Genomic DNA, 23,540 nt, shown 5'->3' on the forward strand with positions numbered 1-23,540 from the left:
CCAATACCGTTTGGTTAGCGCTTTATTCCAAGGCACCGATGAGATGACGAATTTTGGCGTAGGTCTCGGCATACTCCTCTGAGGCTTCGGAGTCGGCCACCAGGCCGCCACCGCCCCAGACGTGCAACCTGTCGCCATCGGCGATGAGCGTGCGAATGGCGATCGAGGTATCCATCTGCCCACGGCGGTCGATGTAGCCGAGGCTGCCGCAATAGGCGCTGCGCTGGCAGGGCTCGAGCTCGTCGATGATCTGCATGGCGCGGATTTTTGGTGCGCCGGTGATCGAGCCGCCGGGAAAGGCTGCCGCCATGAGCGTGAGCGGTGTGGCCTCTGGGGTCAGCTCGCCGCGCACCACGCTAACCAGATGGTGCACGTTGGGGTAGCTTTCGAGCGCGCAAAGTGCGGGCACGTGAATGCTGCCTGGGCGGCACACGCGGCCTAGATCGTTACGCAGCAGATCGACGATCATCACGTTTTCGGCGCGATCCTTAGGGCTCATCAAGAGCGCGCGGGCGAGGGCGTCGTCCTCTTGCGGCGTTTTTCCGCGTGGGCGTGTGCCCTTGATCGGGCGCGCCTCGACGTGACCATCGCGGCAGCCAATGAAGCGCTCGGGAGAGACCGAGAGAATCGCCTGTTTCTCCCAGGCTAGATAGCCCGAAAAGGGCGTGGGGGTCGCCTTGCGCAGCCGCTGGTAGGCCTGCCAGCTATCGCCGCTAAAGCTTGCGCTGAAGCGCTGGGCGAGGTTGATCTGGTAGCAGTCTCCGGCGTTGATATAGCGCTTTACGGCGTCGAAACGCTGGGCGTAGTCCTTGGCGGTCATCTCGGCGGCGAAGGGGGCGGTCAAGCGAAAAGGCGCTTCTTGTCGCTGGGCTTTTCTAAGCCAGGCGAGAACCTCATCGCGCCGCGCTGCCGTGGCGACGAGCCACGCCTGCTGGCGCTCGTGATCCAACGTCAGCGACCAATCAAATAGCCCAACCCGCGCCTGGGGCAGGGCGCTTACCGGCGAATGGCGGCTGGCCACGCCCTGCTGCGCGCGTCCGAGATCGTAGCTCCAAAAGCCGATCAGCCCGCCGAGAAAGGGCAGCTCGCTTTCGAGCGCGGGCAGCGCGAGCTGATCCAGTAGCCACTGCTGTAGAGCAAACGATCGACCGAGCAGGGCTTCGGGCGGGGCGGCCAAGTGCGGGTGCGTATCGGCGCTGATCTCGGTCTCGCCGCTGGCGCTAACGCTGAGCACTGCCAGAGGGTCGCTTGCCATGATGTCGAAGCGCCCCTTGGCGTGGGGGCGGCCGCTGTCCAGCAGCACGGCACTAGGGCGATGGCGCAGGCGGGCAAAGTAGTTAAGAGGGTCGCAAGCGTAGGGCAGGGCCGTTAGGGTCAAGGCCGTTGTCATGGCGCAGTCACGTTTAGCCGAAAGTGGGGGGCGGCTTATTCTAGTGGCGCTGCGGGGCGCAGGCCAGGATAGAAAAGCGTGGTGCTGCCAACGTTTCGGCGCTGTTTTATAGATGATGAGTTGATTGTCGACATTCGTCTTAGAATAAGCGGGATTTTATACCACTAAAGAAGTAAAATGAGCTATGCCACGGCAGGTTGACGCTTTAGAGCGTCAGAGCTAAAGTGGCGATATGATTAAATTGTCGACAATTTGATGGGCCCGACTTTGCTATGACCTCCACCGCTGAATCGCTTACGACCCAAGACGATAGCGCTTCTCCCGAAGTGCGTACCTTGGCCGAGCGCGTCTTCCAGCAGTTGCAGCAGGATATCGTGCGCGGTGACTTGGCACCAGGCAGTAAGATTACCGAGCCGGGTCTTGCCAAGGCCTATGGTATTTCACGCGGGCCCTTGCGCGAGGCGATGCGTCGGCTCGAGGCGCACCGGCTGATCCAGCGCGTTCCGCACGTGGGCGCCCGTGTCGTGCAGCTGTCAATGAAGGAGCTGCTCGAACTCTTCGATCTGCGTGAGGCGCTAGAAAGCATGGCCGCCCGGCTTGCCGCCCAGCACATGACCGCCGATGAGATCCAGGGGCTGCGCGATGTGCTGGCCGTGCACGAGAGCCAGAGCGACCTCAAGCGGGGCGAAGCCTACTACCAGCGCGAAGGCGATCTCGATTTTCACTACCGCATCGTGCAGGGCAGCCACAACAAGATGCTGATGAACCTGCTATGCGACGATCTCTATTACCTAGTGCGGCTCTACCGCACCCAGTTCAGCGCCAGCGGCACACGCCCGCAGCGCGCCTTCGTCGAACACCATCGCATCGTCGATGCCATCGAGGCGGGCGACGAGGAGCTCGCCGAGCTCTTGATGCGCCGCCACGTCAGCGCCTCGCGCACCAACGTGGCCGACCGCTACGCGGCAACGCTGGCCGCTCAGGCGCATGCGTTGGCGCCCGCAAACGGCAAAAAAACCACCACCAACAAAAAATAGAACGCGTCTTCACGCGACGACCAGGAGAATCATCATGGCTCCATCGACCCCCGGTGCGCGCTTTCGCGCGGCTCTCGAAGCTCAGCGCCCGCTACCCATTCTCGGCGCCATCAACGCCTATACCGCGATGATGGCCGAGCGCGTCGGCCACCGTGCGATCTATCTTTCCGGCGGCGGCGTGGCCAATGCCTCCTTCGGCCTCCCCGATCTCGGCATGACCACGATGAACGATGTCGTCGAAGATGCCCACCGCATCTGCGGCGCGACCGAGCTGCCGCTATTGGTGGACATCGACACCGGCTGGGGCGGAGCTTTTAATATTGCACGTACGGTAAAGGAGATGCAGCGCGCCGGTGTGGCGGCGGTGCACCTCGAAGACCAGGTGGCTCAGAAGCGCTGCGGCCACCGGCCCAACAAGGCCATCGTCTCCCAGGCGGAGATGGTCGATCGGATCAAGGCCGCCGCCGACGCGCGCTTAGACGACGATTTCTATCTCATCGCCCGGACCGATGCGTTCCAAAAAGAGGGGCTGGACGCCGCTATCGAGCGCGCCAATGCCTGCATCGAAGCCGGTGCCGATGCCATCTTCGCCGAGGCGGTACATAGCCTCGACGACTACCGCGCTTTTTGCCAGCGCGTCGACGCACCGATTCTCGCCAATATCACCGAATTCGGCGCCACGCCGCTGTTCACTCAGGCCGAGCTTGGTGACGTGGGCTGTCGCATGGTGCTCTACCCGCTGTCGGCGTTTCGCGCCATGAACGCCGCCGCGCTCAAGGTCTACCAAAGCATTCTGGACAACGGCCATCAGCGCGAGGTGGTCGATTCGATGCAGACCCGCGACGAGCTCTACGATTTTCTCAACTACCATGACTTCGAGCAGAAGTTGGATCAACTGTTCGAAAACCACCAACAATAAAACGACATCAGGAGACCGCCATGGCTAATCAACCGCTGAGCGGCGCAGGCCTTAGAGGGCAGAGCGCCGGGGAAACCGCCCTGTGTACCGTAGGCAAGACCGGCTCGGGCTTGACCTATCGAGGTTTCGACATCGAAACACTGGCCGAAAAGGCCACCTTCGAAGAGGTCGCCTACCTACTGCTCAAGGGTGCCTTGCCCAACCGCGCCGAACTCGACGCCTACCATGCCAAGCTTCAATCCCTGCGTGGGCTGCCTGAGGCGCTCAAAACGGTGCTCGAGCAGATTCCCAAGGACGCCCACCCAATGGACGTCATGCGCACCGGGACCTCGATGCTTGGCAACCTCGAAACCGAGGAGAGCTTCGAGCAGCAAGAGGATGCTACCGATCGCCTTTTGGCGGTGCTACCGTCGATCATCTGCTACTGGTACCGCTTCAGCCACGATGGCGTGCGTATCGAGACCCAGACCGATGATGACTCGATTGGCGCGCACTTTCTGCATCTGCTGCGCGATGAACGCCCAAGCCAGCTGCACGCCGACGTGATGAACGTATCGCTGATCCTCTACGCCGAGCACGAATTCAACGCTTCGACTTTCACCGCCCGGGTGTGTGCCTCCACGCTCTCGGATATACACTCCTGCGTTACGGGCGCCATCGGTTCGCTGCGCGGCCCGCTTCACGGCGGCGCCAATGAGGCGGCCATGGCAATGATCGAAAACTGGTCCTCTCCCGACGAGGCCGAGCGCGAGATGCTCGGCATGCTCGAGCGCAAGGAGAAGATCATGGGCTTTGGTCACGCCATCTACCGCGAATCCGATCCGCGTAACGCCATCATCAAACAGTGGTCGAAGCGTCTGGCCGACGACGTGGGCGATGACGTGCTCTACCCAGTATCGGTGCGCTGCGAAGAGGTCATGTGGCGCGAGAAGAAGCTCTTCTGCAACGCCGACTTCTTCCACGCCAGCGCCTACCACTTCATGGACATCCCAACCAAGCTGTTCACGCCGATATTCGTCATGTCGCGGGTGAGTGGCTGGGCCGCGCATATCTTCGAGCAGCGCGCCAAGAACCGCATCATTCGCCCCAGCGCTGACTACGTCGGCCCCGAGAAGAGCGAATGGGTGCCCATCGAGGCGCGCGAGTGAAGCGATGACAGGGGAGAGAGCCATGAATACCGATTATCGCAAGCCGCTGCCGGGGTTCGAGCTCGACTACTTCGACGCCGCCGAGGCGGTAGAGCAGATCGAGCGTGGTGCCTACGCCAAGCTGCCCTACACCTCTCGCATTCTCGCCGAGCAGTTGGTGCGCCGCTGCGACCCGGCGCTGTTGGTTGAAGCGCTGCGCCAGCTTATCGAGCGACGCCAGGATCTCGATTTTCCCTGGTACCCGGCGCGTGTGGTCTGCCACGACATTCTCGGGCAGACGGCGCTGGTCGACTTGGCCGGTCTGCGCGACGCCATCGCCGAGAAGGGTGGAGACCCCGCGAAGGTGAATCCGGTGGTGCCGACCCAACTGATCGTCGACCACTCGCTGGCCGTCGAGTACGCCGGGTTCGATAAGGAGGCGTTCGCCAAGAACCGCGCCATCGAGGATCGGCGCAACGACGACCGCTTTCATTTCATCGACTGGACCAAGCTCGCCTTCGAGAACGTCGATGTCATCCCCCCCGGCAACGGCATCATGCACCAAATCAACCTGGAGAAGATGTCGCCGGTGGTGCAGCGTCGCGACGGCGTGGCCTTTCCCGACACTTGCGTGGGCACCGATAGCCATACACCCATGGTCGACGCCCTAGGAGTGATTTCGGTGGGGGTGGGTGGGCTCGAGGCCGAGAGCGTCATGCTCGGGCGCGCCTCGATGATGCGTCTGCCAGACATCGTCGGCGTCGAGCTCAAGGGTCGCCTAGGGCCGGGCATCACCGGTACCGACATGGTGCTGGCGATCACCGAGTTCCTGCGCCGCGAGCGGGTGGTCGGCGCCTATCTCGAGTTCTATGGTGCCGGTACGCAGAGTCTTTCGGTGGGCGATCGTGCCACCATTGCCAACATGACGCCCGAGTATGGCGCCACGGCGGCAATGTTCTACATCGATGAGCAAACCATCGACTACCTGCGTCTTACCGGGCGCGACGATGAGCAGGTCGCCCTGGTCGAGGCCTACGCCAAGACCGTCGGGCTCTGGGCCGATAGCTTGGAAAGTGCCGTTTACGAGCGCGTGCTGACCTTCGATCTCGCGACCGTCGAGCGCACCCTGGCCGGGCCGTCCAACCCTCACGCTCACCTGCCGACCCGTATGCTTGCCGAGCGCGGCATCGCCACCGGGCTCGAACAGGCGCGCGAGGCGGAGCGCCGGGGCGAGATGCCCGATGGCGCAGTGATCATCGCGGCCATCACCAGCTGCACCAATACCTCCAATCCGCGCAACATGGTGGCAGCGGGGCTGATCGCACGTAACGCCAATCGGTTGGGCCTTTTGCGTAAACCCTGGGTCAAGAGCTCGCTGGCGCCGGGCTCGAAGACGGTCAAAATGTACCTGGAGGAGGCGGGGCTTCTGCCGGAACTCGAAGCGCTGGGCTTTGGCGTGGTCGCCTACGCCTGCACCACCTGTAACGGCATGTCGGGCGCGCTCGAACCGGCGATCCAACAGGAGATCATCGAGCGTGATCTCTACGCCGTGGCGGTGCTCTCGGGGAACCGCAATTTCGATGGCCGTATTCACCCCTACGCCAAGCAGGCGTTTCTCGCCTCGCCGCCGCTGGTAGTGGCCTACGCTATCGCCGGTACCATCCGCTTCGATATCGAGAAGGACGTGCTGGGCAGCGATGCCGAAGGCCGTCCCATCACGCTCAAGGATATCTGGCCAAGCGACGAGGAGATCGATCGCATCGTGGCGGCCGCGGTGAAGCCCGAGCAGTTTCGCACGACCTACATTCCGATGTTCGATCTCGACCGCAGCGCCACGGCGCTGGTCGATCCGCTCTACCAGTGGCGCCCGCAAAGCACCTATATCCGCCGCCCGCCCTATTGGGAGGGCGCCATGGCGGGCGAGCGGCGGTTGCAGGGCATGCGTCCCTTGGCGCTGCTGCCCGATAACATCACCACCGACCATCTCTCGCCCTCCAACGCCATCTTGCTCGATAGCGCTGCAGGCGAGTATCTAGCCCAGATGGGCGTGCCGGAAGAGGACTTCAACTCCTACGCCACCCATCGCGGCGACCATTTGACGGCCCAGCGCGCAACACTTGCCAATCCTAAGCTGTTCAACGAAATGGTGCGCAATGACGCAGGCGAGGTGGTGCAGGGCTCGCTTGCCCGGGTCGAGCCCGAGGGTGAGGTCATGCGCATGTGGGAAGCGATCGAAACCTACATGGCGCGGCGCCAGCCGCTGATCATCGTCGCCGGGGCGGACTACGGCCAAGGCTCCTCACGCGATTGGGCGGCCAAGGGCGTGGCGCTGGCGGGCGTGGAGGCGATCGTTGCCGAAGGGTTCGAGCGCATTCACCGCACCAATCTGGTGGGTATGGGCGTGATGCCGCTGCAGTTCGAGGAGGGCACCACGCGCCACACCCTGAAACTCGACGGCACCGAGGTGTTCGACGTCGAGGGCGCGCCATCGCCCAGGGCGAGCCTTTCGCTGATCGTCCACCGCCTTGATGGCAGCAGCGAGCGGGTTCCAGTCATCTGCCGTTTGGATACCGAAGAGGAGGTGACGATCTACTCCGCCGGTGGCGTGCTCCAGCGCTTCGCCCAGGACTTTCTAGCGTCCGCCGAGGAGGTCGACGCATGAGTGTGCACCTTCCGCAGGTCAGGATACCCGCCACCTACATGCGCGGCGGCACAAGCAAGGGTGTGTTCTTTTGCCTGAGCGATTTACCCGAGGCGGCGCAGGTGCCGGGCGAGGCGCGCGACCGTCTGCTGCTGCGGCTAATGGGTAGTCCCGATGCCTACCAAAAGCAGATCGATGGCATGGGTGGCGCCACCTCGAGCACCAGTAAGGCGGTGATTCTCTCGCCCAGCACCTCCCCGGATCACGATGTCGACTATCTTTTTGGTCAAGTCGCCATCGACCGTGCCTTCGTCGACTGGAGCGGCAACTGCGGCAACCTCTCTTCCGCCGTTGGCCCCTTTGCCATCGCCCAGGGGCTGGTCGACACCGCGCGCCTGCCCGCCGATGGCATGGCCGAAATACGCATTTGGCAGGCCAATATTGCCAAAACCATCGTCGCCCGCGTTCCCATGCGCGGCGGCGAAGTTCAGGAGACCGGCGACTTCGAACTCGACGGCGTCACCTTTCCCGCCGCAGAGATCGCCGTCGCCTTCATGGACCCGGCCGCCGGGGAAGGCGCGATTTTTCCTACCGGCAATGTGATCGATGAATTGCACGTGCCCGGCCATGGCACGCTAGAGGCGACGCTGATCAATGCGGGTATTCCCACGGTGTTCGTACGCGCCGATGCGCTGGGCTACCGTGGCACCGAGCTGCAGGAAGTGATTAACAACGACGAACAAGCGCTGGCGATGTTCGAGGCGATTCGCATCCAAGGAGCGATAAAGATGGGGCTGGTGGAGACCCCGGCGCAGGCAACGGCGCGCCAACACACGCCCAAGATCGCCTTCGTTGCCCCGCCTGCGCGCTACAGCGCGTCGAGCGGGCGCGTGGTGGAGGCGGAGGAAGTCGACTTGCTGGTGCGGGCGCTGTCGATGGGCAAGCTCCATCACGCCATGATGGGCACGGCTGCCGTGGCGATTGCTGCAGCGGCGGCCATCGAGGGTACGCTGGTCAATCAGGCGGTGGGCGGAGGAGAGCGCGAGGCGGTCACCTTTGGGCACCCCTCGGGTACGCTGCAGGTTGGCGCCCGCGCCACGCGAGAAGGTGCTCACTGGCATATCGAGGCCGCCACCATGAGCCGTAGCGCCCGCGTGCTGATGGAGGGCTGGGTGCGCGTTCCCTGGACGCCCTAGTATGCCCTGCAGCAGAAGCCTAGAACGACAAGCGTCCCGTGCCTCCTTCCGAGGGCGGGACGCTTCTGTTTAGCGCACTGAGCCGCGCTTAGTCGGCAATCGTAATCTGATCGCGCATATTATCGACCGTGGCCGCGCCGATGCCGCTGACGCGGGTCAGGTCGTCGGCGCTGGTGAACTCACCGTTGGCTTCGCGCTCGTCGATGATCGCCGTGGCGCGGCTGGGGCCGATGCCCGGAAGTTCGGCCAAGAGTTCGGCATCGGCCGTGTTGATGTTGATGGGGGCGATCTCCTGAGCCAGCGCCGTAGCGCTCATACCTAGGCTCATCATGACAAGAGAGGCGGCCAGAAGAGAGGAGGCCATAAGGTGTTTTATCTGCTGCATGTCGTTCCCTTACTGTTATTGGCGGGGTGCCCTGTGTAGCGGGTCGAAACATGCCTTCAGCCACCTATCGTCGCGCCCGTACTTGTTGCGCCAGCACTGGGCGCCTTTGGCTGAACGCATTAAGTAAACCTAACGGCTATGCCGAGTAGGTGTTGTAAGCGATTGGCTCGAATCCGTGTACGTTATTTCTTAAGTCGATGTAAGCCTTTTCCTACAAGGCGTGGTGGATCGCTTACAACACTGGCGCTAAAGGGCTGATATACTGCGGCCGAATTTTGCCAACCGCTGCCTGGAGAGAGCCGTGTCCCCTTCATCCCCTCTGATCATCGCGCTTGACTACCCCTCCCTCGATGCCGCTTTGTGCATGGCCGATCAGCTCGACCCCGAGCGCTGTCGAGTCAAGGTTGGCAAGGAGCTATTCACGCGCAGTGGTCCGGCAGTGCTGGAGGCGCTGCACGGACGCGGCTTCGAGGTATTCCTGGATCTCAAATTCCACGACATTCCCAATACCGTGGCGGGTGCCGTTCAGGCGGCTGCCGAGCAGGGCGTGTGGATGGTCAACGTCCACGCATCGGGCGGGCGGCGGATGATGGAGGCTGCGGTCAAGCGTTTAGAGGAGCAGCGTCTATCGACGTATTTGATCGGCGTCACTGTGCTGACCAGTATGGCGGCGGAGGATCTTGCGGAGTTGGGTGTCGAGGTGACCCCGGATGCTCAGGTGGTGCGCTTGGCAGCGCTTGCTCAGCAGAGCGGGTTGGATGGGGTCGTCTGCTCAGCGCATGAAGCCGAGCAGCTAAGGTCGCGCTGCGGCGACGCTTTCCTCAAGGTAACGCCGGGGATTCGCCCGAGCTTCGCCGCTGCCGACGATCAGCAGCGCATCATGACGCCAGCGCAGGCGATGGCAGCGGGTAGTACTCATCTGGTCATCGGGCGCCCGATCACCCAGGCAAAAGATCCCATGGCGGCTTTGGCGCTGGTCGAACAGGAGCTGGCAGGCGTTTGAGGCGTTATTCGCCTTCGATACCGGTGATTGGTTTGATGGTGCCCCAGTGACGGCAGCTAGGGCACTGCCAGTGCAGCGCCTCGCTGGTGAAGCCGCAGCGCTGACAGCGGTGGCGCGGGCGGTTGGCTAGTAGCGAAGCGGTATGGTGCTTGAGCAACAGCAAGCGACTATCGGCTTCGCGGCCGTTTTGGCGTTGGCTCTCGACATAAAGGTCGGCAAGGTAGTCGAGCCCGCCGAGACTCGGCGCCATCTTCAAGTGCTCGCCCACCTGGGCGATGGCGCTATCCACACCTTCGCGGCGGTGCACGGTCTCGCCAAGCGCGACGATCACGCTGGTATAGGGCGTTTTGCTAAGAAGCCGCAGCAGATGCGCTTCGAACCCCGATACATTGTCCTGTCGCTCGTAGGCATGCCGAAGGTAGGGCAGCAGAGTGGCAATATGCGCAGGTTCTTGCTCGGGGATGTGCTCCAAATGCTCGATGGCACGCTCAGGGTGGCCGTTGTCCATGGCAAGCTCAGCCAGTAGCAGATTAGCGCGCACGCAACCTGGATCGAGCTGGAGCGCCTTTTTCAGATGACGCCTAGCCAGGCTGCGGCTGGCGTCATGAATCTCTTCGATGGCCAGTTCGCAGAGCCAGTGAGCGGCCGGGCGGCTGAAGTTGGGGTGCTGTTTGAGAAGCGGTAATACCAAATCGAGGGCAGCTTGCCACTCTTTCTCCCGTTCGAGCAGGTCGACCAGCAGCTTCTTGGCTGGATAGCGCAAGGCATCGTCACCCTGCTGTTCGAGCAGAGTATAGAGCAGTCGCTGGGCACGGTCGTGCAGGCCTAACGTCATGAAGTCGCGCGCGAGCTCTAGCTGAATGCGGGCATTGGTCTCGGGGGCGAGGGCCGGGCGGGCAAGCAGGTTTTGGTGAATGCTCACCGCGCGGTCGGCCTCACCCCGGGTGCGAAAGAGCTTACCCAGGGCGATATGGGTATCGACGGTGTCGCTATTGACATCGAGCACGTTGATGAAGGTGTTGATGGCCTCGTCGGGGCGCTCGTCGAGAAGATAGTTGAGGCCGACGAAATAGTCGCGGGTTAGGGTTGACGAAGGCGCGGACGGCCTTGCGTGTCGTGGCTTGCGGCGGACGCCTTGAAGGCGCCCTAGGCCGTAGCCGATGGCGATCGCTGCCAATAATAAGCCGAGCAGCAAGGCATCCATCATCTAGGTCAGTTCCTTGAACTCCTGGGTGCGCAGGCGATCCAGCTCCTTGCGCTGCTGCCTATTTTCGCGCTCGCTACGCGATAGGCGCGCCTTCAAGCGCACATAAACCCCAAGCATCGCCAGCATGCCAACCAGTACGCCGAAGGTGAGCGATGCCAGCAGCCATACCGAGAAAGAGATAGCGGGAAGCTCGACCCAGATGAGGTTGAGTGCTATCGCCTGCTGGTTGTTGACGGCGAAGAGAATGCCCACCAGTAGCACGACGAGCAGAATGATGGCCAGAACCAGGCCTTTGATCCAACGCATGTAGAATTCCTAGTCAAAGACGTTCGCAAGGCGCCTATTGTGTATGACGCAAACGGCGGCGTCATCTTCCGCTTGCTGGAGCCAGGTCGAAGGGCCTCAATAGCCTAGCGCGCGGCTGGCGTCGACCTGCTCGCGTAGCTCCTTGCCGGGCTTGAAATGGGGTACGTACTTGCCTTCGAGATCGACCGGGTCGCCGGTTTTGGGGTTGCGTCCAGTGCGCGGCTCACGATAGTGCAGAGAGAAGCTGCCGAAACCGCGGATCTCGACGCGGCCGCCGCTAGCGAGCGCATCGGTCATATCGTCGAGGATAATTTTTACCGCCGTCTCGACTTCCTTGGCGGATAGCTCCGGTTGCCGCATCGCGATTTGTTCGATTAATTCAGACTTGGTCATCGGTTGGCTCCCTGCGAATGGTAAAGGCCGAGATGCGTTTGGCCTCGTTCACATCGAATTCAGCATACTGTGCAATAGGACATAAAACAATTCAGATAAAACAAGGTACTAGCCGAATCTATAGCATAGGCGATGCGAAGCGCTGGCGCGACCTCATGGCTTCGGTATACTGGCGGCTCGTTTCACCCATCGGAGAGCAGAACATTGAGCGACGACACGACCTCCGCCGAGATCGAGCGCAAGCGCCTTTACTGGCATTCCCGGCGCGGGATGTGGGAACTGGATCTGCTGCTGATTCCCTTTCTCGAGCAGCGCTATGATCACTTGAGTGCCGAGGAGCAGCTCGCCTACCGGCAACTGATCGACGAGGAAGATCAGGATCTCTTCACATGGCTAATGCGGCGGGAATGGCCCGGAGAGCCGTCGCTGCGCCATATCGTGCAGATGATCGTGGCCCATGCCGAAAACACCGATAACGCTATCTATCGCACGCTCTAAATGGGCGTTGGCAGCGCCCGGCGCGCTGCTCGTGGCGTTGGCGCTGCTGACGGGCTACGTGCTGGGCATAATGCTCGGTGCCGCGCTCTTGCTCTTGGGCGGCGTCGCGCTGCTCATACGTTATAGACGCCAGCCCGAGGGGCTGCTTGGCCTTCGGCGTGACGCCCAGGCCGAAGTATGGGCGTGGTGGCTGACGGCGGATGGCGTGGCCCATAATGAGGCGCTTTTGCGCTGTGACTACTTGGGCCCGTGGCTCATCGGTCTCAAGCGAGGGCGCGAGCGGCTATGGCTCTGGCCCGATAGCCTAGACGGCGAAAGTCAGCGGTGCCTGCGGCGGCTCTTTCATCCTCCGGGGCGCTAGATCGATCGCGCGGTTGGCGGGGGCAGAGCGCGAGATAATATGACTAGGGAGATGGAATCGGAGCTTTACGCAAAACTTAAAAGCAATCGCCCAACGACAAACAGCGTCAATGTCGACGCAGTAAAATAAGAAGTAGGGGAGATAAATACGCTGTGCCGACGTGGGCATTTTAGGTGGTGCCCGGAGCCGGACTTGAACCGGCACGGGGTTACCCCCGAGAGATTTTAAGTCTCTTGCGTCTACCAATTTCGCCATCCGGGCGGTGCATCGTAGGAATCGCTGCACGGTAAGATGGAGGCTGGAGTCGGAATCGAACCGGCGTACACGGAGTTGCAGTCCGCTGCATAACCACTCTGCCATCCAGCCTCAAACGTCATGGAGCGGGAAAGGAGATTCGACCGGGCTGGCGTTCCAGCTCACGACCCAACGTACTTATCCTGCTGCCATTTTGGAGCGGGAAAGGAGATTCGAACTCCCGACCCTCGCCTTGGCAAGGCGATGCTCTACCACTGAGCTATTCCCGCTTGACTCGAGGGCGAATTATACGCGCCGTTCGATGATTGTCAATGCATGTCTGTGTTCAACAAGCATTATTTTCATCGAAGCGCGCCCTCACATGGAGCGCGAAAGGTGCGGCCAGGCCGCTTTGAGGTACTGGATCATCGACCACAGCGTCAGCATCGCGGCGCCATAGAGGGTGGCCAAACCCAGCTCGGCAACAGCGTGCCCCGGCGGAAAAGCGATGAGGATCAAGATGGCCACCATCTGCAGCGTTGTCTTGACCTTACCAATCCAGGAGACGGCCACTAGGCCGCGCTTACCCATCTCGGCCATCCACTCGCGCAGGGCGGAGATGACGATCTCGCGGCCGATGATGACCAGCGCCGGTAGCGTTAACAGTACGCTATCAAAGCGCTCGACCAGTAGCGCCAGGGCAACGGCCACCATGAGCTTATCGGCGACAGGATCGAGAAAGGCGCCGAAGGGGGTGGACTGGTTCCAGCGTCGGGCCAAGTAGCCATCCAGCCAGTCGGTGATCGACGCCAGGGCAAAAAGCCCAGCCGCCACCGGCATGCTCCAGGTGGTGGGTAGGTAGAACAGAACCACCAGCAGCGGAATGAAGATGATGCGTGCCAGGGTGAGGAGGTTGGGTATGTTCATCGCTGGGTGCGATCCTTGCCGAAGTCTGTGATAAAGCCGACGCCTGTGAACAGCCGAGGTCGATGAAAACGTGCCTGGAATGACATTCTATCGCCGTTGGCCGGTGGCATCCATGCCAAGACGCCGGTTTGTCGTCCGTCAGCCGTGCAGCGCGTGATAGATCGTCTCGGCAAGTGATGCGTTGATCCCGGGAACCCGTGAGAGCTCCTCTCTGCTTGCTTTGCGCACGCCCTGTAGACCGCCAAAAAAGCGTAGCAGCTCGCGCCGCCGTTTGGGGCCAATGCCGGGAATGTCCTGCAGCGTCGAGGTGCGACGCGTCTTGTCGCGGCGTGCACGATGGCCGGTAATGGCGAAGCGGTGCGACTCGTCACGAATGTGCTGGATCAGATGTAGCGCGGGCGACGTAGAGGGGAGGTCGATGGGCTGATCGGTGGTTTCGAGATAGAGTGTTTCCAGCCCCGCCTTGCGCGTCGTGCCCTTGGCCACACCCAGTAGGGTAATGAAACCTAGATCCATGCCATCGAGCACCGCGCGGGCCATATTGAGCTGGCCTTTGCCGCCGTCGACGATCAACACGTCGGGGGCAACGGCTTCGCCGCTCTGCACGCGCTTGAGCCGACGGGTCAATGCCTGCTCCATGGCGGCGTAGTCGTCACCGGCGGCAACGCCTTCGATCTTGAAGTGGCGGTAGTCGCTCTTGCGTGGCCCCTGGTGGTCGAAGACCACGCAGGAGGCAACGGTGGCTTCGCCGTGGCTGTGGCTGATATCGAAACACTCCAGGCGCTGGGGCATGGCGGCTAGCTTTAGCGCTTTTTGCAGCAGGGCGAAGCGTTCGTGGAGTTGGGTCTGGTTGGCCAACTGTGATGCTAGCTGCTGCTCGGCGTTGGTAATGGCGAGCTGTTGCCACTGGGCGCGGTGGCCGCGTACCTGGCTGGTGAGGCGAACGCGTTTGCCCGCGTGCTGCGATAGCGCCTCTTCGAGCAGCTCGCGCTCTTCTAGGGCGTGGCTGGTGATGATCTCCCCTGGCACCTCGTGAGGCTGGCCGAGATAGTACTGGCTGACGACTTCCGCAAGTAGCGTCTCTGGGGCCAGGTCCAGGTCGTTTTTGGGCGTATGGTGGCGCGCGCCCAGCATGCGTCCATCGCGTACGCTCAGCACCGAAACGCCCGTGCCGCCAGGGCGTTGGGCCAGGGCGAAGATATCGGCGTCGCCTCGCTGTGTATCGACGAACTGGCGCTGCTGGAGCTGGCGCAATTGCTGGACCTGATCGCGAAAGCGGGCAGCCTCTTCGAAATCCAGCCGGGCGCTGGCGCTCTCCATGGCTTCGGTCAGTTGGGCCGTAACGCGCTCGCTCTTGCCCTCCAGGCAAAGGGCGGCGTGCTCCAGGTCGCGGCGGTAGTCGGTCTCGCTGATATAGCCGACGCAGGGGGCGCTGCAGCGCTGAATTTGATACTGCAAACAGGGGCGCGAGCGGTGGGCGAATACGCTGTCTTCGCAGCTGCGCGTGCGAAATATTTTCTGCATTAGATTGAGGCTTTCGCGCACGGCGCCGCTGCTTGGATAGGGGCCGAGATAGCGGCCGTCGCTGCGCCGTTGGCGCACGCGCTTGTACTCCAGCGCGGGGAATGGGTGCTGGTCGGTGACGAAGATGAAAGGGTAGGACTTGTCGTCACGCAGCAGGATATTGTACGGCGGCCGCAGCTCCTTGATCAGCGTCTGTTCAAGCAGCAGCGCCTCGGTCTCGCTGCGCGTGACGGTGACCTCGATATCGTCGATGCGTGCGACCATGGCCTGGGTCTTAGCGTTCAGTTGGCCACGGAAATAGCTCGATAAGCGCGCCTTGAGGCGCTTGGCCTTACCGACGTAGAGGGTGTTTTTCTGCTCGTCGAGCATGCGGTAGACACCCGGTGAGGTGCTAACCGTCGCAAGAAAGTGTTTGGCGTCGAAGGTCATGGTATGGCACGTAAAGGCGCGTTGAGTGGCTGGTGTACGAGACACCGGCGGCGGCACTCGGTTCCAAGCGGTTCGATGGTTACCGAGCGCGAAGTGGACGTCGAAAGGGTAGGTCAGTTCTCGGTCTTATTGAAGCCATCGACCAGACCGTGGCGCAGGGCCAGGTGGGTGAGCTCGACGTCGGTGGCAACATCGAGCTTCTCGAAGATGCGGTAGCGGTAGGTGTTGACCGTCTTCGGGCTTAGATGAAGATGGTCGGAAATATCCTGCACCCGCTCGCAGTTGACGATCATCATGGCGATTTGTAGTTCGCGGTGCGAAAGCTGGCTGAACAGATTCTTCTTGCGCGGATAGTGGGAGAGGGCGATGCGCTGGGCGATCTCTTGGCTGATGTAGCGACGGCCGTGGAAGATTTGGCGAATGGCATCGACCATCTCGCCGGGCTCGGCCCCTTTGCTGAGAAAGCCCGATGCGCCCGCCTCGAGCATCTTGCGCGCCACGTTGTCTTCCATGTGCGCCGTCAGGATGAGGACCTTGATGTCCTCCATGGTGCGATGAATGCGGCGCGTGGCTTCGAGGCCGCCGATGCCGGGCATGCGGATATCCATCAGCACCAAGTCGGGCTTTAGGTGACGGCACTGGGCAACGGCGCTTTCGCCATCGTCGGCTTCACCAATGATCTTGATGTCGCGCTCTTGGTTGAGCAGGTGGGCGATGCTGGTTCTCACCAGATGGTGATCATCGGCGATTAACACGTTGATCAAGGGCAGGCTCCTGCATGGCAATCTATGCGACAACGGCGCTGATGATTTGCTCTGTAAGGGCATAGATTGCCATAGCGGGCGACAAAGGAGAATTAATTAAGTGTGGATCGAAAAGAGACTTGACCCCAGACATAAAGCTGGTAGTATTCGCCTCGCTGTCGCAAGGCAGTGCATGGGGCCTTAGCTCAGCTGGGAGAGCGCAACACTGGCAGTGTTGAGGTCAGCGGTTCGATCCCGCTAGGCTCCACCAAATTTTAAGACGCCTCACCTTCGGGTGGGGCGTTTTGCTATGCGGCGTGTTCACGCCTTGCCCCCCCTTTTTTGCGTGTCGGTTCTTTACCGAATGACTGATAGCCAAACGCCCGGTGCGGCCGGGCGTTTAGGTGCTAGAGAAAGGGAGGATTTAGTCCTCGACGTTGCCTAGCAAGAGAAACTCGATCAGTGCCTTTTGTGCGTGTAGGCGGTTGCCGGCTTCTTGCCATACCACCGCACGGGGGTCGTCGAGCAGCGTTTGGCTGATCTCCTCGCCGCGGTGCGCGGGCAGGCAGTGGAGGAAGAGCACGTCGGTAGCGGCGCTATCGAGCAGTGCTTCATCGACCTGGAAGCCCTTGAAGTCCGCCTCGCGCTTGGCCTGCTCCTCTTCCTGACCCATCGAAGCCCAAACGTCGGTCGTGATTAGATCGGCGTCCTTGGCAGCTTCGCGCGGGTCGCGGTAGAGGGTGATGCGCTCGCCTGCACCAGCCACGATGGCAGGGTCGGGGTCATAGCCTTCTGGGCAGCAGATACGCAACTTGAAGTCGAACTGGCGCGCGGCGTTGATCCACGAGTGGCACATGTTGTTGCCGTCGCCGATCCATACCGCCGTCTTGCCTTTGACGCTACCGCGAAGCTCGGTCCAGGTCATGACGTCGGCGAGCAATTGGCAGGGGTGGTAGTCATCGCTCAGGGCGTTGATGACCGGCACTTGGCTGGCGCTGGCGTAGGTTTCGAGGCCTGCGTGGGAGAAGGTGCGAATCATGACGATATCGACCATCTCGGCGAGCACGCGGGCGGTGTCTTCGATCGGCTCACCGCGCCCCAGTTGGGTGTCGCGAGGCGAGAGAAAGAGGGCGTGGCCGCCAAACTGCGCCATGGCCGTCTCGAAGGAGACGCGCGTTCGCGTCGACGATTTCTCGAAGATCATGGCCAGGGTGCGGTTGGCGAACGGCGCATAGACCGGGCCTTCTGCCTTGAGGCGGGTTTTGATGGTGATCGCACGGTCGATCAGGTAGCTCAGTTCCTCAGGCGTCAAATCGAGAAGGGTCAGGAAATGGCGGGTCGCCATGGCGTTGCTCTCCACGCAAAAAGACCATCCTAGCGATGCACTAGGGGATGCGCAACGCGAATGGCATGCGTAGAATGGGCCGACACAATAGCCCAGTGAATCACTCAGGTATGTGCGGCGTGACGTATTGCGCTTGACTGCTAGGGTATAAGGGCAGGTAAGCGCGACGACGACCGGTCGCCCATGCCGTCGAACGATTCGACGCTCAGACAGTGGAGATAGCCAATGAGCACAACTGCCGAAAACATTCAGCGCCAGATCGGCGAGAACCCCATCCTCATCTACATGAAGGGCACGCCGCAGCTGCCTCAGTGTGGCTTTTCCGCCCAGACCGTGCAGGCGCTAATGAGCTGTGGCGAACGCTTTGCCTTCGTCAACGTGCTGGACAACCCGGACATTCGTGCCGAGTTGCCCAAGATCGCCAACTGGCCGACGTTCCCGCAACTGTGGGTCGAAGGTGAACTGGTCGGGGGCTGCGATATCGTCATGGAAATGCACCAAAGCGGCGAACTCGAAACCCTGATCAAAGCCGCTGCCGAGCGTGCCAGCGCCGCCGAAGGCAACCAAGACGCCTAAGACGCGTTTCACCGCTCGGCCTAGTCGCCACGGCCGAGCGGTTGGCGGGCTGCGACGCAGTCGCTAGAATGGCCCTTTTTCATCCGGCGTCTCGTCACGCCTTCCCGCCCGCCTAAGGATACACCGCGCAATGAGCTATCAGGTTCTGGCCCGCAAATGGCGCCCCCGCACGTTTCATGAGCTGGTGGGCCAGTCGCATGTTCAGCGCGCGCTGGTCAACGCACTCGATCAGGGGCGCCTGCACCATGCCTATCTCTTTACCGGCACCCGTGGCGTGGGCAAGACCACTCTGGCGCGTATTCTCGCCAAGTGCTTGAACTGTACTGCTGGTGGCCGCGGCGACGAAGGCATCACCTCCACCCCCTGCGGGCAGTGCGATAGCTGCCGGGCCATCGACGAAGGGCGCTTCGTCGACTTGATCGAAGTCGATGCGGCGTCGCGCACCAAGGTCGAAGACACTCGTGAGCTGCTCGACAACGTCCAGTACGCCCCGACCCAGGGACGCTACAAGGTCTACCTGATCGACGAAGTGCACATGCTCTCGACCAGCAGCTTCAATGCGCTGCTGAAAACCCTCGAAGAGCCGCCTCCCCACGTCAAGTTTCTTCTCGCCACCACCGATCCGCAAAAGCTTCCGGCCACGGTGCTGTCGCGCTGCTTGCAGTTCACCCTCAAGCACATGCCGCCCGAGCGCGTCGTCAAACACCTGACTCACGTGCTTACCGCCGAGGGTATCAGCTTCGATGAGAGTGCGCTGTGGCTGCTGGGTAAGGCTGCCGAGGGCTCGATGCGCGATGCCATGAGCCTGACCGATCAGGCGATTGCCTTTGGGCAGGGCGCGGTGACCCAGGGCGACGTGGCCGCCATGCTGGGCACTCTCGATCATCGTCATATTCTGGCGCTGATCGAGGCCCTTGCCGACGTGGACGTTGCGCGCCTTTTGGCCGAAGTGGCCCAGCTTGCCGAGCAGGGCCCGGATTTTGCCGCCGTGCTCGACGACATGTCCGGCGTGCTGCACCGCTTGGCGATCGCTCAGATGGTCCCAGCGGCGGTAGATAACGGCCAGGGCGACCGCGAGACCATCTTGCAGTTGGCCTCGCGCTTCACCGCCGAGGATATCCAGCTCTACTACCAGATCGCCGTGCAGGGGCGCGGCGATATGCTGCACGCGCCGGATCTGCGCAGCTCGCTTGAAATGACGCTGCTACGTATGCTGGCATTTCGCCCACAAGGCGTGCCCCGGCCGCCGCGTACGCCGCTACCCATGCGCCCCGAGCCGCCGAGCAATGGCGCAACTGGCGATGCCCCCGCACCTACCGCTCAGCCAGCGCCCCAAACAGCGCCAGCGGCTCAGGCTGAGTCGGCGCCTGCACGCCCGGCGCCGGGCAATGACATGCCTACAGAGGTGCCACCGCCGCCGCCCGTTCAAACGGCGCCGGTCGAGGCGCCCGCCGCTCCAGTCAATGAAGCGCCTGCCGAGGAGCCAGCGCCCGTGTTTGATGAGGCGCCGCCCTGGGCGCTAGAGACGCCGGTGCCTGAACAGTTGTTTGAGGCGCCCCAGCCCGCCTTGGCGCAGCAGCCAGCCTTCGAGCAGGCCACCAGTGCCGTTGCTAATGAGCCGCAGGAGGGAGCGGAAAATCCCGAGCGCGAAAGTCTGGTCGCACCCAAGGCGCCGGTCGCCGCGCCAGAGCCTGCGCCCGCCGCACATGACGATGGCGCCTTGCTGGACCACTCGCGCTGGCTGGCTATGTTTAGTTCGTTGGGGCTAGGTGGCTTGACGCGTAACTTGGCGGCCAATTGCCAACTGCAGCAAGACGATGGCCGCGTGCTCACGCTGCGTCTTGACCCGGCCCAGGCCGCCATGCAGGCGGATATTCACAACCAGCGTATCGAGAAGGCGCTGGCCGCCCAGGGAATCGTTCGGCGTCTCGATTTCGAGGTCGGTGCGCTTGATGACGGTGTGGAAACGCCGCATCAGCAGGAAGCGCGCTTCGATCGCGAACGTCACGCCCAGGCGGTTGAGCTTCTTTCGCGCGACCCCCATATTCAACAACTTCAAGAGGCGTTTGGCGCCGAGCTGATCACCGACAGCGTCAAACCCGTCAGCCAATAGACCGTACGACAACCCGTGGAGAGCGATACCATGTTCAAAGGTGGAATGGGTAACCTGATGAAGCAGGCCCAGGAGATGCAGGACAAGATGCAGCGCGCCCAGGAGGAGGTCGCCAAGGCCGAAGTTCAGGGAGAAGCCGGTGCGGGTATGGTCAAGGTCACCATGAACGGCCGTCATGACGTGAGCAAGGTCACCATCGACCCGAGTGTCATGGAAGAAGACAAAGAACTGCTCGAAGACCTGCTGGCGGCAGCGGTCAACGATGCGGTGCGCAAGATCGAAGCCAGCACCAAATCGATGATGGAAGAAGCGACGTCGGGCCTCAATTTGCCCCCCGGCTTCAAGATGCCGTTCTAATCGATGCGTTTCTCTCCGCTCATCGAGCAGTTGATGGAAGCCTTTCGGGTACTTCCCGGCGTGGGGCCGAAAACGGCCCAGCGCATGGCCATGCACCTGCTCGAGCGTGAGCGCCCTGGCGGTAAGCGCCTGGCGGCGATCATCGAGCAGGCTATCGACGAGGTCGGCTATTGTCAGCGCTGCCGTACCCTGACCGAGGCGTCGGTATGTGCTCTGTGTGAAAGCCCGCGTCGCGACGACACGCTGCTCTGTGTGGTGGAATCGCCGGCCGATCAGCTCGCCATCGAAGAGGCGGGCGGTTTTAGTGGTCGCTACTTCGTGCTGCACGGGCACCTTTCGCCGCTCGATGGCGTAGGGCCCGATGCGCTTGGCCTCGATTTGCTCGAAGCGCGGGTGGCCGAGGGCAACATCCAGGAGATCGTGCTGGCGACCAACCCAACCGTGGAAGGCGAGGCAACGGCGCACTATATCGCCAGCCAGCTCGCCGCTTACGGCGTTACCTTTTCGCGCCTTGCCTATGGCGTGCCCATGGGTGGCGAGCTCGAATACGTCGATGGTGGCACGCTAAGTCGCGCCTTCAATGGACGCCTGCCCTTCACCAGCGATTAAGCCTTCTCGCTCATCGCTCTTTACCCTCTACGGAATCGCCCTTGTCTTTGCACCCTTCCTCCTTGCCTTCACCGCTCTATGTCTGGATCGATACGCCCCAGGCGCTCGACGCGGCCTGTGCCGATGTTGCCCACGCGGACGTGATCGCGCTCGATACCGAGTTCTTTCGCGAAAACACCTTCTTTCCCGTGCCCGCCTTGATCCAGTTCAGCGCAGGCGGGGCAGCTTATCTCGTCGATCCTACCGTCACGCCCTGTACTGAGGCGTTTCGTGCCCTGCTGCAGGGTGCGGCGATCAAGCTGCTGCACGCCTGTAGCGAGGATCTCGAGGTGTTTCTCGAGTGGGCGGGCACCTTGCCCACGCCGATGATCGATACCCAGGTGGCGCAAGCGTTTCTGGGGCCGGTCCCGGGCATGGGCTATCAGAAACTGGTGGCGCTATGGATGAACGAGACACTGCCCAAGGAAGAGACCCGCTCCAACTGGCTGGAGCGACCGCTGAGCCCGGCGCAGTGCGACTACGCTGCCCTGGATGTGATCTACCTGTATCGGGTCTGGGCCCTTCAGTCGGCGGTGCTTGCCGAGCGCGGCCGTCTCGCGTGGGTGAGCGAAGAGTGTTCCGCTCTGGTCGAACAGGCCGGACGCAGCGGCGAGAACGATACTCAGTGGTACACCCGCCAGCGCCAGCTGTGGCGACTGGCGCCGCGCGCGCTGGCTGCCTATCGCGCGCTAACCACGTGGCGCGAAGGCGAAACCCGGCGGCGCAATTTGCCGCGTAACTGGCTGGTCAGCGACAAACTACTGTTCGCCATTGCCGAGGCGATGCCAAGTAACCGCTATGAGCTTGCCGCCGTAGAAGGCGTGAAGCCCACGCTAGTGAAAAAAGAAGGCGATACGCTGCTGGCGCTGGTGAAAGCGGCCGCCTACCAGCCTGAAGAGAGCTTGGAGGCGAGCTGGCCCGACCCGGCACGCGCCGATTTCAAACAGCGCTTCAAGGCGGTCAAGCGCGTGGCCAACGCCGCTGGCGAGGAGCTGGGTATGGCGCCCGAGATGCTGCTACGCCGTCGCGATATCGAGGCGCTGGTGATGGCGCATCTCAAGGCGCAGCCGTTGGCGCTTCCTTTGGGCTGGCGCGGCGACTATTTGGGGCAACGAATCGAGAAGGCGCTCGACGAGGTGACGCAATGAGTGACAAGCTGATCTGCGAGGTATTCAAGAGCCCGCGGAAGGACGAAATGTATCTCTACGTCGATAAGCGCGAAGGCCTAGCGCGGGTACCCGAGGCGCTGCTCGAGCGTTTTGGCAAACCCGTTCCGGTGTTTACGCTGCTGCTGCGCGCCGACAAGCCGCTGGCCCGCGCCGACGTGGGAGAAGTGCTGGCCGGTATTCGTGAGCGTGGCTTTTACCTGCAGATGCCGCCGGCCAAAGAGGAGTATCTGTTGAATCTCTATCGTACGCCTACCGAGGCGCGCTATTGATGGCCTGCGCGTCTTCACCTTCTGCGCGGCCAGAGGGGGCGCTGCGTGAGCGCTTTTGGGAGCGTTATAGCCTAGAGGAGCTCAGCGACGCCGAGTGGGAAGCGCTCTGCGACGGCTGCGGGCAGTGCTGTTTACTCAAACTGCACGACGATGAGACCCAAGAGCTTGCGGTGCTCAACCTAGCCTGCCGATTGTTGGACATCGATAGCTGCCAGTGCGGCGATTACGCCAATCGGTTCGACTACGTGCCCGACTGCACTCAGCTTACGCCAGCGCTGGTAAAGGAGTTCACTTGGCTTCCGGCGTCCTGCGCTTACCGCCGTGTGGCTGAAGGACGCAAGCTGGCGGGCTGGCACCCGCTCCTGAGCAACGATGCCGAACGCGTTCACCGCAAGGGTGTCAGCGTTCGAAGCTTCGCCATCTCTCAGGATGAGGTGCCAGAGCGGCGCTGGGAGTCGCATATCATCGCCGTGTTGCCGATGTAGGCGAAACTCAGCGCGACGCTGTGACGCGGCGCCCATCCCAAATCGAATAGAACATCTCCTTGAGCGGTTTCTGCGCGCGCGGTGCGGCGTCGGCTTCTACTGCTGCGCTCTTTTTAGCGCTGCCGGATGCTGGCGCCGTTTTCGCTGAAGGTAGATCCCAAATGGTCAAGAACTGATCGCGGTAGGCCATAACGTTGCCCTCTCTCTAAATTTTCAATGTCTCGATGTCGCCCTGATTTCTTAGGGCTCACCAAGACT

25 protein-coding genes and 4 tRNA genes are annotated in these 23,540 nt (G+C 62.0%); 16 read left to right on the forward strand and 13 right to left on the reverse strand.

From position 1 onward, the window contains the following. Positions 1–22: 22 nt before the first annotated feature. Positions 23–1,390 carry an aminodeoxychorismate synthase component I gene (gene pabB / locus LLY24_RS06560; protein ID WP_259035478.1) on the reverse strand — a complete coding sequence of 456 codons (1,368 nt, stop codon included), beginning with the start codon at positions 1,388–1,390 and terminating at the stop codon, positions 23–25. Positions 1,391–1,662: 272 nt separating this feature from the next. Here pabB and LLY24_RS06565 point away from each other — a divergent pair, with 272 nt between their 5' ends. The 5 genes from LLY24_RS06565 to prpF are packed head-to-tail and all read left to right on the forward strand — an operon-like array spanning position 1,663 to position 8,310. Next, complete coding sequence (locus tag LLY24_RS06565; protein WP_259035479.1) at positions 1,663–2,427, forward strand: GntR family transcriptional regulator; 765 nt, start codon at positions 1,663–1,665, stop codon at positions 2,425–2,427. 34 nt (positions 2,428–2,461) lie between these two features. Next, complete coding sequence (prpB, locus tag LLY24_RS06570) at positions 2,462–3,346, forward strand: methylisocitrate lyase (protein WP_259035480.1); 885 nt, start codon at positions 2,462–2,464, stop codon at positions 3,344–3,346. Between the two features lie 20 nt (positions 3,347–3,366). Further along, positions 3,367–4,494, forward strand: coding sequence for a bifunctional 2-methylcitrate synthase/citrate synthase (gene prpC / locus LLY24_RS06575; RefSeq protein ID WP_259035481.1), 1,128 nt, complete (start codon positions 3,367–3,369; stop codon positions 4,492–4,494). Positions 4,495–4,516: 22 nt separating this feature from the next. Beyond that, on the forward strand, positions 4,517–7,135 hold the full coding sequence (gene acnD / locus LLY24_RS06580; RefSeq protein WP_259035482.1) for a Fe/S-dependent 2-methylisocitrate dehydratase AcnD: 2,619 nt from the start codon (positions 4,517–4,519) through the stop codon (positions 7,133–7,135). After that, complete coding sequence (prpF, locus tag LLY24_RS06585; protein WP_259035483.1) at positions 7,132–8,310, forward strand: 2-methylaconitate cis-trans isomerase PrpF; 1,179 nt, start codon at positions 7,132–7,134, stop codon at positions 8,308–8,310. The genes acnD and prpF overlap by 4 nt, the downstream gene beginning before the upstream one ends. 88 nt (positions 8,311–8,398) lie before the next feature. Here prpF and LLY24_RS06590 read toward each other — a convergent pair whose 3' ends face one another. Further along, positions 8,399–8,695: a ComEA family DNA-binding protein gene (locus LLY24_RS06590; protein WP_259035484.1), complete on the reverse strand. Its 297-nt coding sequence runs from the start codon at positions 8,693–8,695 to the stop codon at positions 8,399–8,401. A 301-nt stretch (positions 8,696–8,996) separates the two neighbouring features. On the opposite strand from LLY24_RS06590, the gene pyrF reads away from it, so the two are divergent. Continuing rightward, positions 8,997–9,698, forward strand: coding sequence for an orotidine-5'-phosphate decarboxylase (pyrF, locus tag LLY24_RS06595; protein WP_259035485.1), 702 nt, complete (start codon positions 8,997–8,999; stop codon positions 9,696–9,698). 4 nt (positions 9,699–9,702) lie between these two features. Here the strand turns inward: pyrF and lapB are convergent, their stop codons facing one another. From lapB to LLY24_RS06610, 3 genes are all read right to left on the reverse strand, one after another. Beyond that, positions 9,703–10,905 (reverse strand): lipopolysaccharide assembly protein LapB, encoded by a 1,203-nt coding sequence (lapB, locus tag LLY24_RS06600; RefSeq protein WP_259035486.1) that lies wholly within the window; start codon positions 10,903–10,905, stop codon positions 9,703–9,705. Continuing rightward, a complete protein-coding gene (locus tag LLY24_RS06605; RefSeq protein WP_259035487.1) occupies positions 10,906–11,211 on the reverse strand; it encodes a LapA family protein in 306 nt (101 codons plus the stop codon). 96 nt (positions 11,212–11,307) lie between these two features. After that, positions 11,308–11,604, reverse strand: coding sequence for an integration host factor subunit beta (locus LLY24_RS06610; protein WP_259035488.1), 297 nt, complete (start codon positions 11,602–11,604; stop codon positions 11,308–11,310). A gap of 204 nt (positions 11,605–11,808) precedes the next feature. Between LLY24_RS06610 and LLY24_RS06615 the strand changes: the two genes are divergently transcribed. Together LLY24_RS06615 and LLY24_RS06620 are read left to right on the forward strand one after the other, a co-directional pair. Next, a complete protein-coding gene (locus LLY24_RS06615; protein WP_259035489.1) occupies positions 11,809–12,102 on the forward strand; it encodes an FAD assembly factor SdhE in 294 nt (97 codons plus the stop codon). After that, a complete protein-coding gene (locus tag LLY24_RS06620) occupies positions 12,062–12,463 on the forward strand; it encodes a hypothetical protein (RefSeq protein WP_259035490.1) in 402 nt (133 codons plus the stop codon). The genes LLY24_RS06615 and LLY24_RS06620 overlap by 41 nt, the downstream gene beginning before the upstream one ends. 174 nt (positions 12,464–12,637) lie before the next feature. On the opposite strand, the gene LLY24_RS06625 is transcribed toward LLY24_RS06620, so the two are convergent. The 6 genes from LLY24_RS06625 to uvrY all read right to left on the reverse strand — a co-directional run bounded on the left by LLY24_RS06625 (position 12,638) and on the right by uvrY (position 16,341). Beyond that, positions 12,638–12,724, reverse strand: a tRNA-Leu gene (locus LLY24_RS06625). Positions 12,725–12,755: 31 nt separating this feature from the next. Continuing rightward, a tRNA-Cys gene (locus LLY24_RS06630) sits at positions 12,756–12,829 on the reverse strand. Positions 12,830–12,912: 83 nt separating this feature from the next. Further along, a tRNA-Gly gene (locus LLY24_RS06635) sits at positions 12,913–12,987 on the reverse strand. 88 nt (positions 12,988–13,075) lie between these two features. Further along, positions 13,076–13,624: a CDP-diacylglycerol--glycerol-3-phosphate 3-phosphatidyltransferase gene (gene pgsA, locus LLY24_RS06640; RefSeq protein ID WP_259035491.1), complete on the reverse strand. Its 549-nt coding sequence runs from the start codon at positions 13,622–13,624 to the stop codon at positions 13,076–13,078. A 138-nt stretch (positions 13,625–13,762) separates the two neighbouring features. Next, the gene (gene uvrC, locus LLY24_RS06645; protein ID WP_259035492.1) at positions 13,763–15,577 is read right to left on the reverse strand and encodes an excinuclease ABC subunit UvrC; all 1,815 of its coding nucleotides are present in this window, start codon (positions 15,575–15,577) and stop codon (positions 13,763–13,765) included. 113 nt (positions 15,578–15,690) lie between these two features. After that, positions 15,691–16,341, reverse strand: coding sequence for a UvrY/SirA/GacA family response regulator transcription factor (gene uvrY, locus LLY24_RS06650; RefSeq protein WP_259035493.1), 651 nt, complete (start codon positions 16,339–16,341; stop codon positions 15,691–15,693). Between the two features lie 174 nt (positions 16,342–16,515). Between uvrY and LLY24_RS06655 the strand changes: the two genes are divergently transcribed. After that, positions 16,516–16,591, forward strand: a tRNA-Ala gene (locus tag LLY24_RS06655). A gap of 153 nt (positions 16,592–16,744) precedes the next feature. On the opposite strand, the gene argF is transcribed toward LLY24_RS06655, so the two are convergent. Then, positions 16,745–17,665 (reverse strand): ornithine carbamoyltransferase, encoded by a 921-nt coding sequence (argF, locus tag LLY24_RS06660; RefSeq protein ID WP_259035494.1) that lies wholly within the window; start codon positions 17,663–17,665, stop codon positions 16,745–16,747. A gap of 225 nt (positions 17,666–17,890) precedes the next feature. Here argF and grxD point away from each other — a divergent pair, with 225 nt between their 5' ends. The 7 genes from grxD to LLY24_RS06695 all read left to right on the forward strand — a co-directional run bounded on the left by grxD (position 17,891) and on the right by LLY24_RS06695 (position 23,282). Further along, positions 17,891–18,241 carry a Grx4 family monothiol glutaredoxin gene (gene grxD / locus LLY24_RS06665; protein WP_259035495.1) on the forward strand — a complete coding sequence of 117 codons (351 nt, stop codon included), beginning with the start codon at positions 17,891–17,893 and terminating at the stop codon, positions 18,239–18,241. Between the two features lie 130 nt (positions 18,242–18,371). Further along, positions 18,372–20,354 (forward strand): DNA polymerase III subunit gamma/tau, encoded by a 1,983-nt coding sequence (gene dnaX, locus LLY24_RS06670; protein WP_259035496.1) that lies wholly within the window; start codon positions 18,372–18,374, stop codon positions 20,352–20,354. A gap of 30 nt (positions 20,355–20,384) precedes the next feature. Then, the gene (locus LLY24_RS06675; protein WP_259035497.1) at positions 20,385–20,711 is read left to right on the forward strand and encodes a YbaB/EbfC family nucleoid-associated protein; all 327 of its coding nucleotides are present in this window, start codon (positions 20,385–20,387) and stop codon (positions 20,709–20,711) included. Positions 20,712–20,714: 3 nt separating this feature from the next. Continuing rightward, positions 20,715–21,320 (forward strand): recombination mediator RecR, encoded by a 606-nt coding sequence (gene recR / locus LLY24_RS06680; protein WP_259035498.1) that lies wholly within the window; start codon positions 20,715–20,717, stop codon positions 21,318–21,320. Between the two features lie 41 nt (positions 21,321–21,361). Further along, complete coding sequence (gene rnd, locus LLY24_RS06685) at positions 21,362–22,507, forward strand: ribonuclease D (protein ID WP_427854540.1); 1,146 nt, start codon at positions 21,362–21,364, stop codon at positions 22,505–22,507. Beyond that, positions 22,504–22,797, forward strand: coding sequence for a YcgL domain-containing protein (locus tag LLY24_RS06690; RefSeq protein ID WP_259035499.1), 294 nt, complete (start codon positions 22,504–22,506; stop codon positions 22,795–22,797). Before rnd ends, LLY24_RS06690 begins: the two co-directional genes overlap by 4 nt. Beyond that, complete coding sequence (locus tag LLY24_RS06695) at positions 22,797–23,282, forward strand: YcgN family cysteine cluster protein (protein WP_259035500.1); 486 nt, start codon at positions 22,797–22,799, stop codon at positions 23,280–23,282. Before LLY24_RS06690 ends, LLY24_RS06695 begins: the two co-directional genes overlap by 1 nt. Positions 23,283–23,289: 7 nt before the next feature. On the opposite strand, the gene LLY24_RS06700 is transcribed toward LLY24_RS06695, so the two are convergent. Further along, complete coding sequence (locus tag LLY24_RS06700) at positions 23,290–23,472, reverse strand: hypothetical protein (protein ID WP_259035501.1); 183 nt, start codon at positions 23,470–23,472, stop codon at positions 23,290–23,292. Between the last annotated feature and the right edge of the window lie 68 nt (positions 23,473–23,540).

The organism is Halomonas dongshanensis, from assembly GCF_024790395.1.
GTDB lineage: Bacteria > Pseudomonadota > Gammaproteobacteria > Pseudomonadales > Halomonadaceae > Vreelandella > Vreelandella dongshanensis.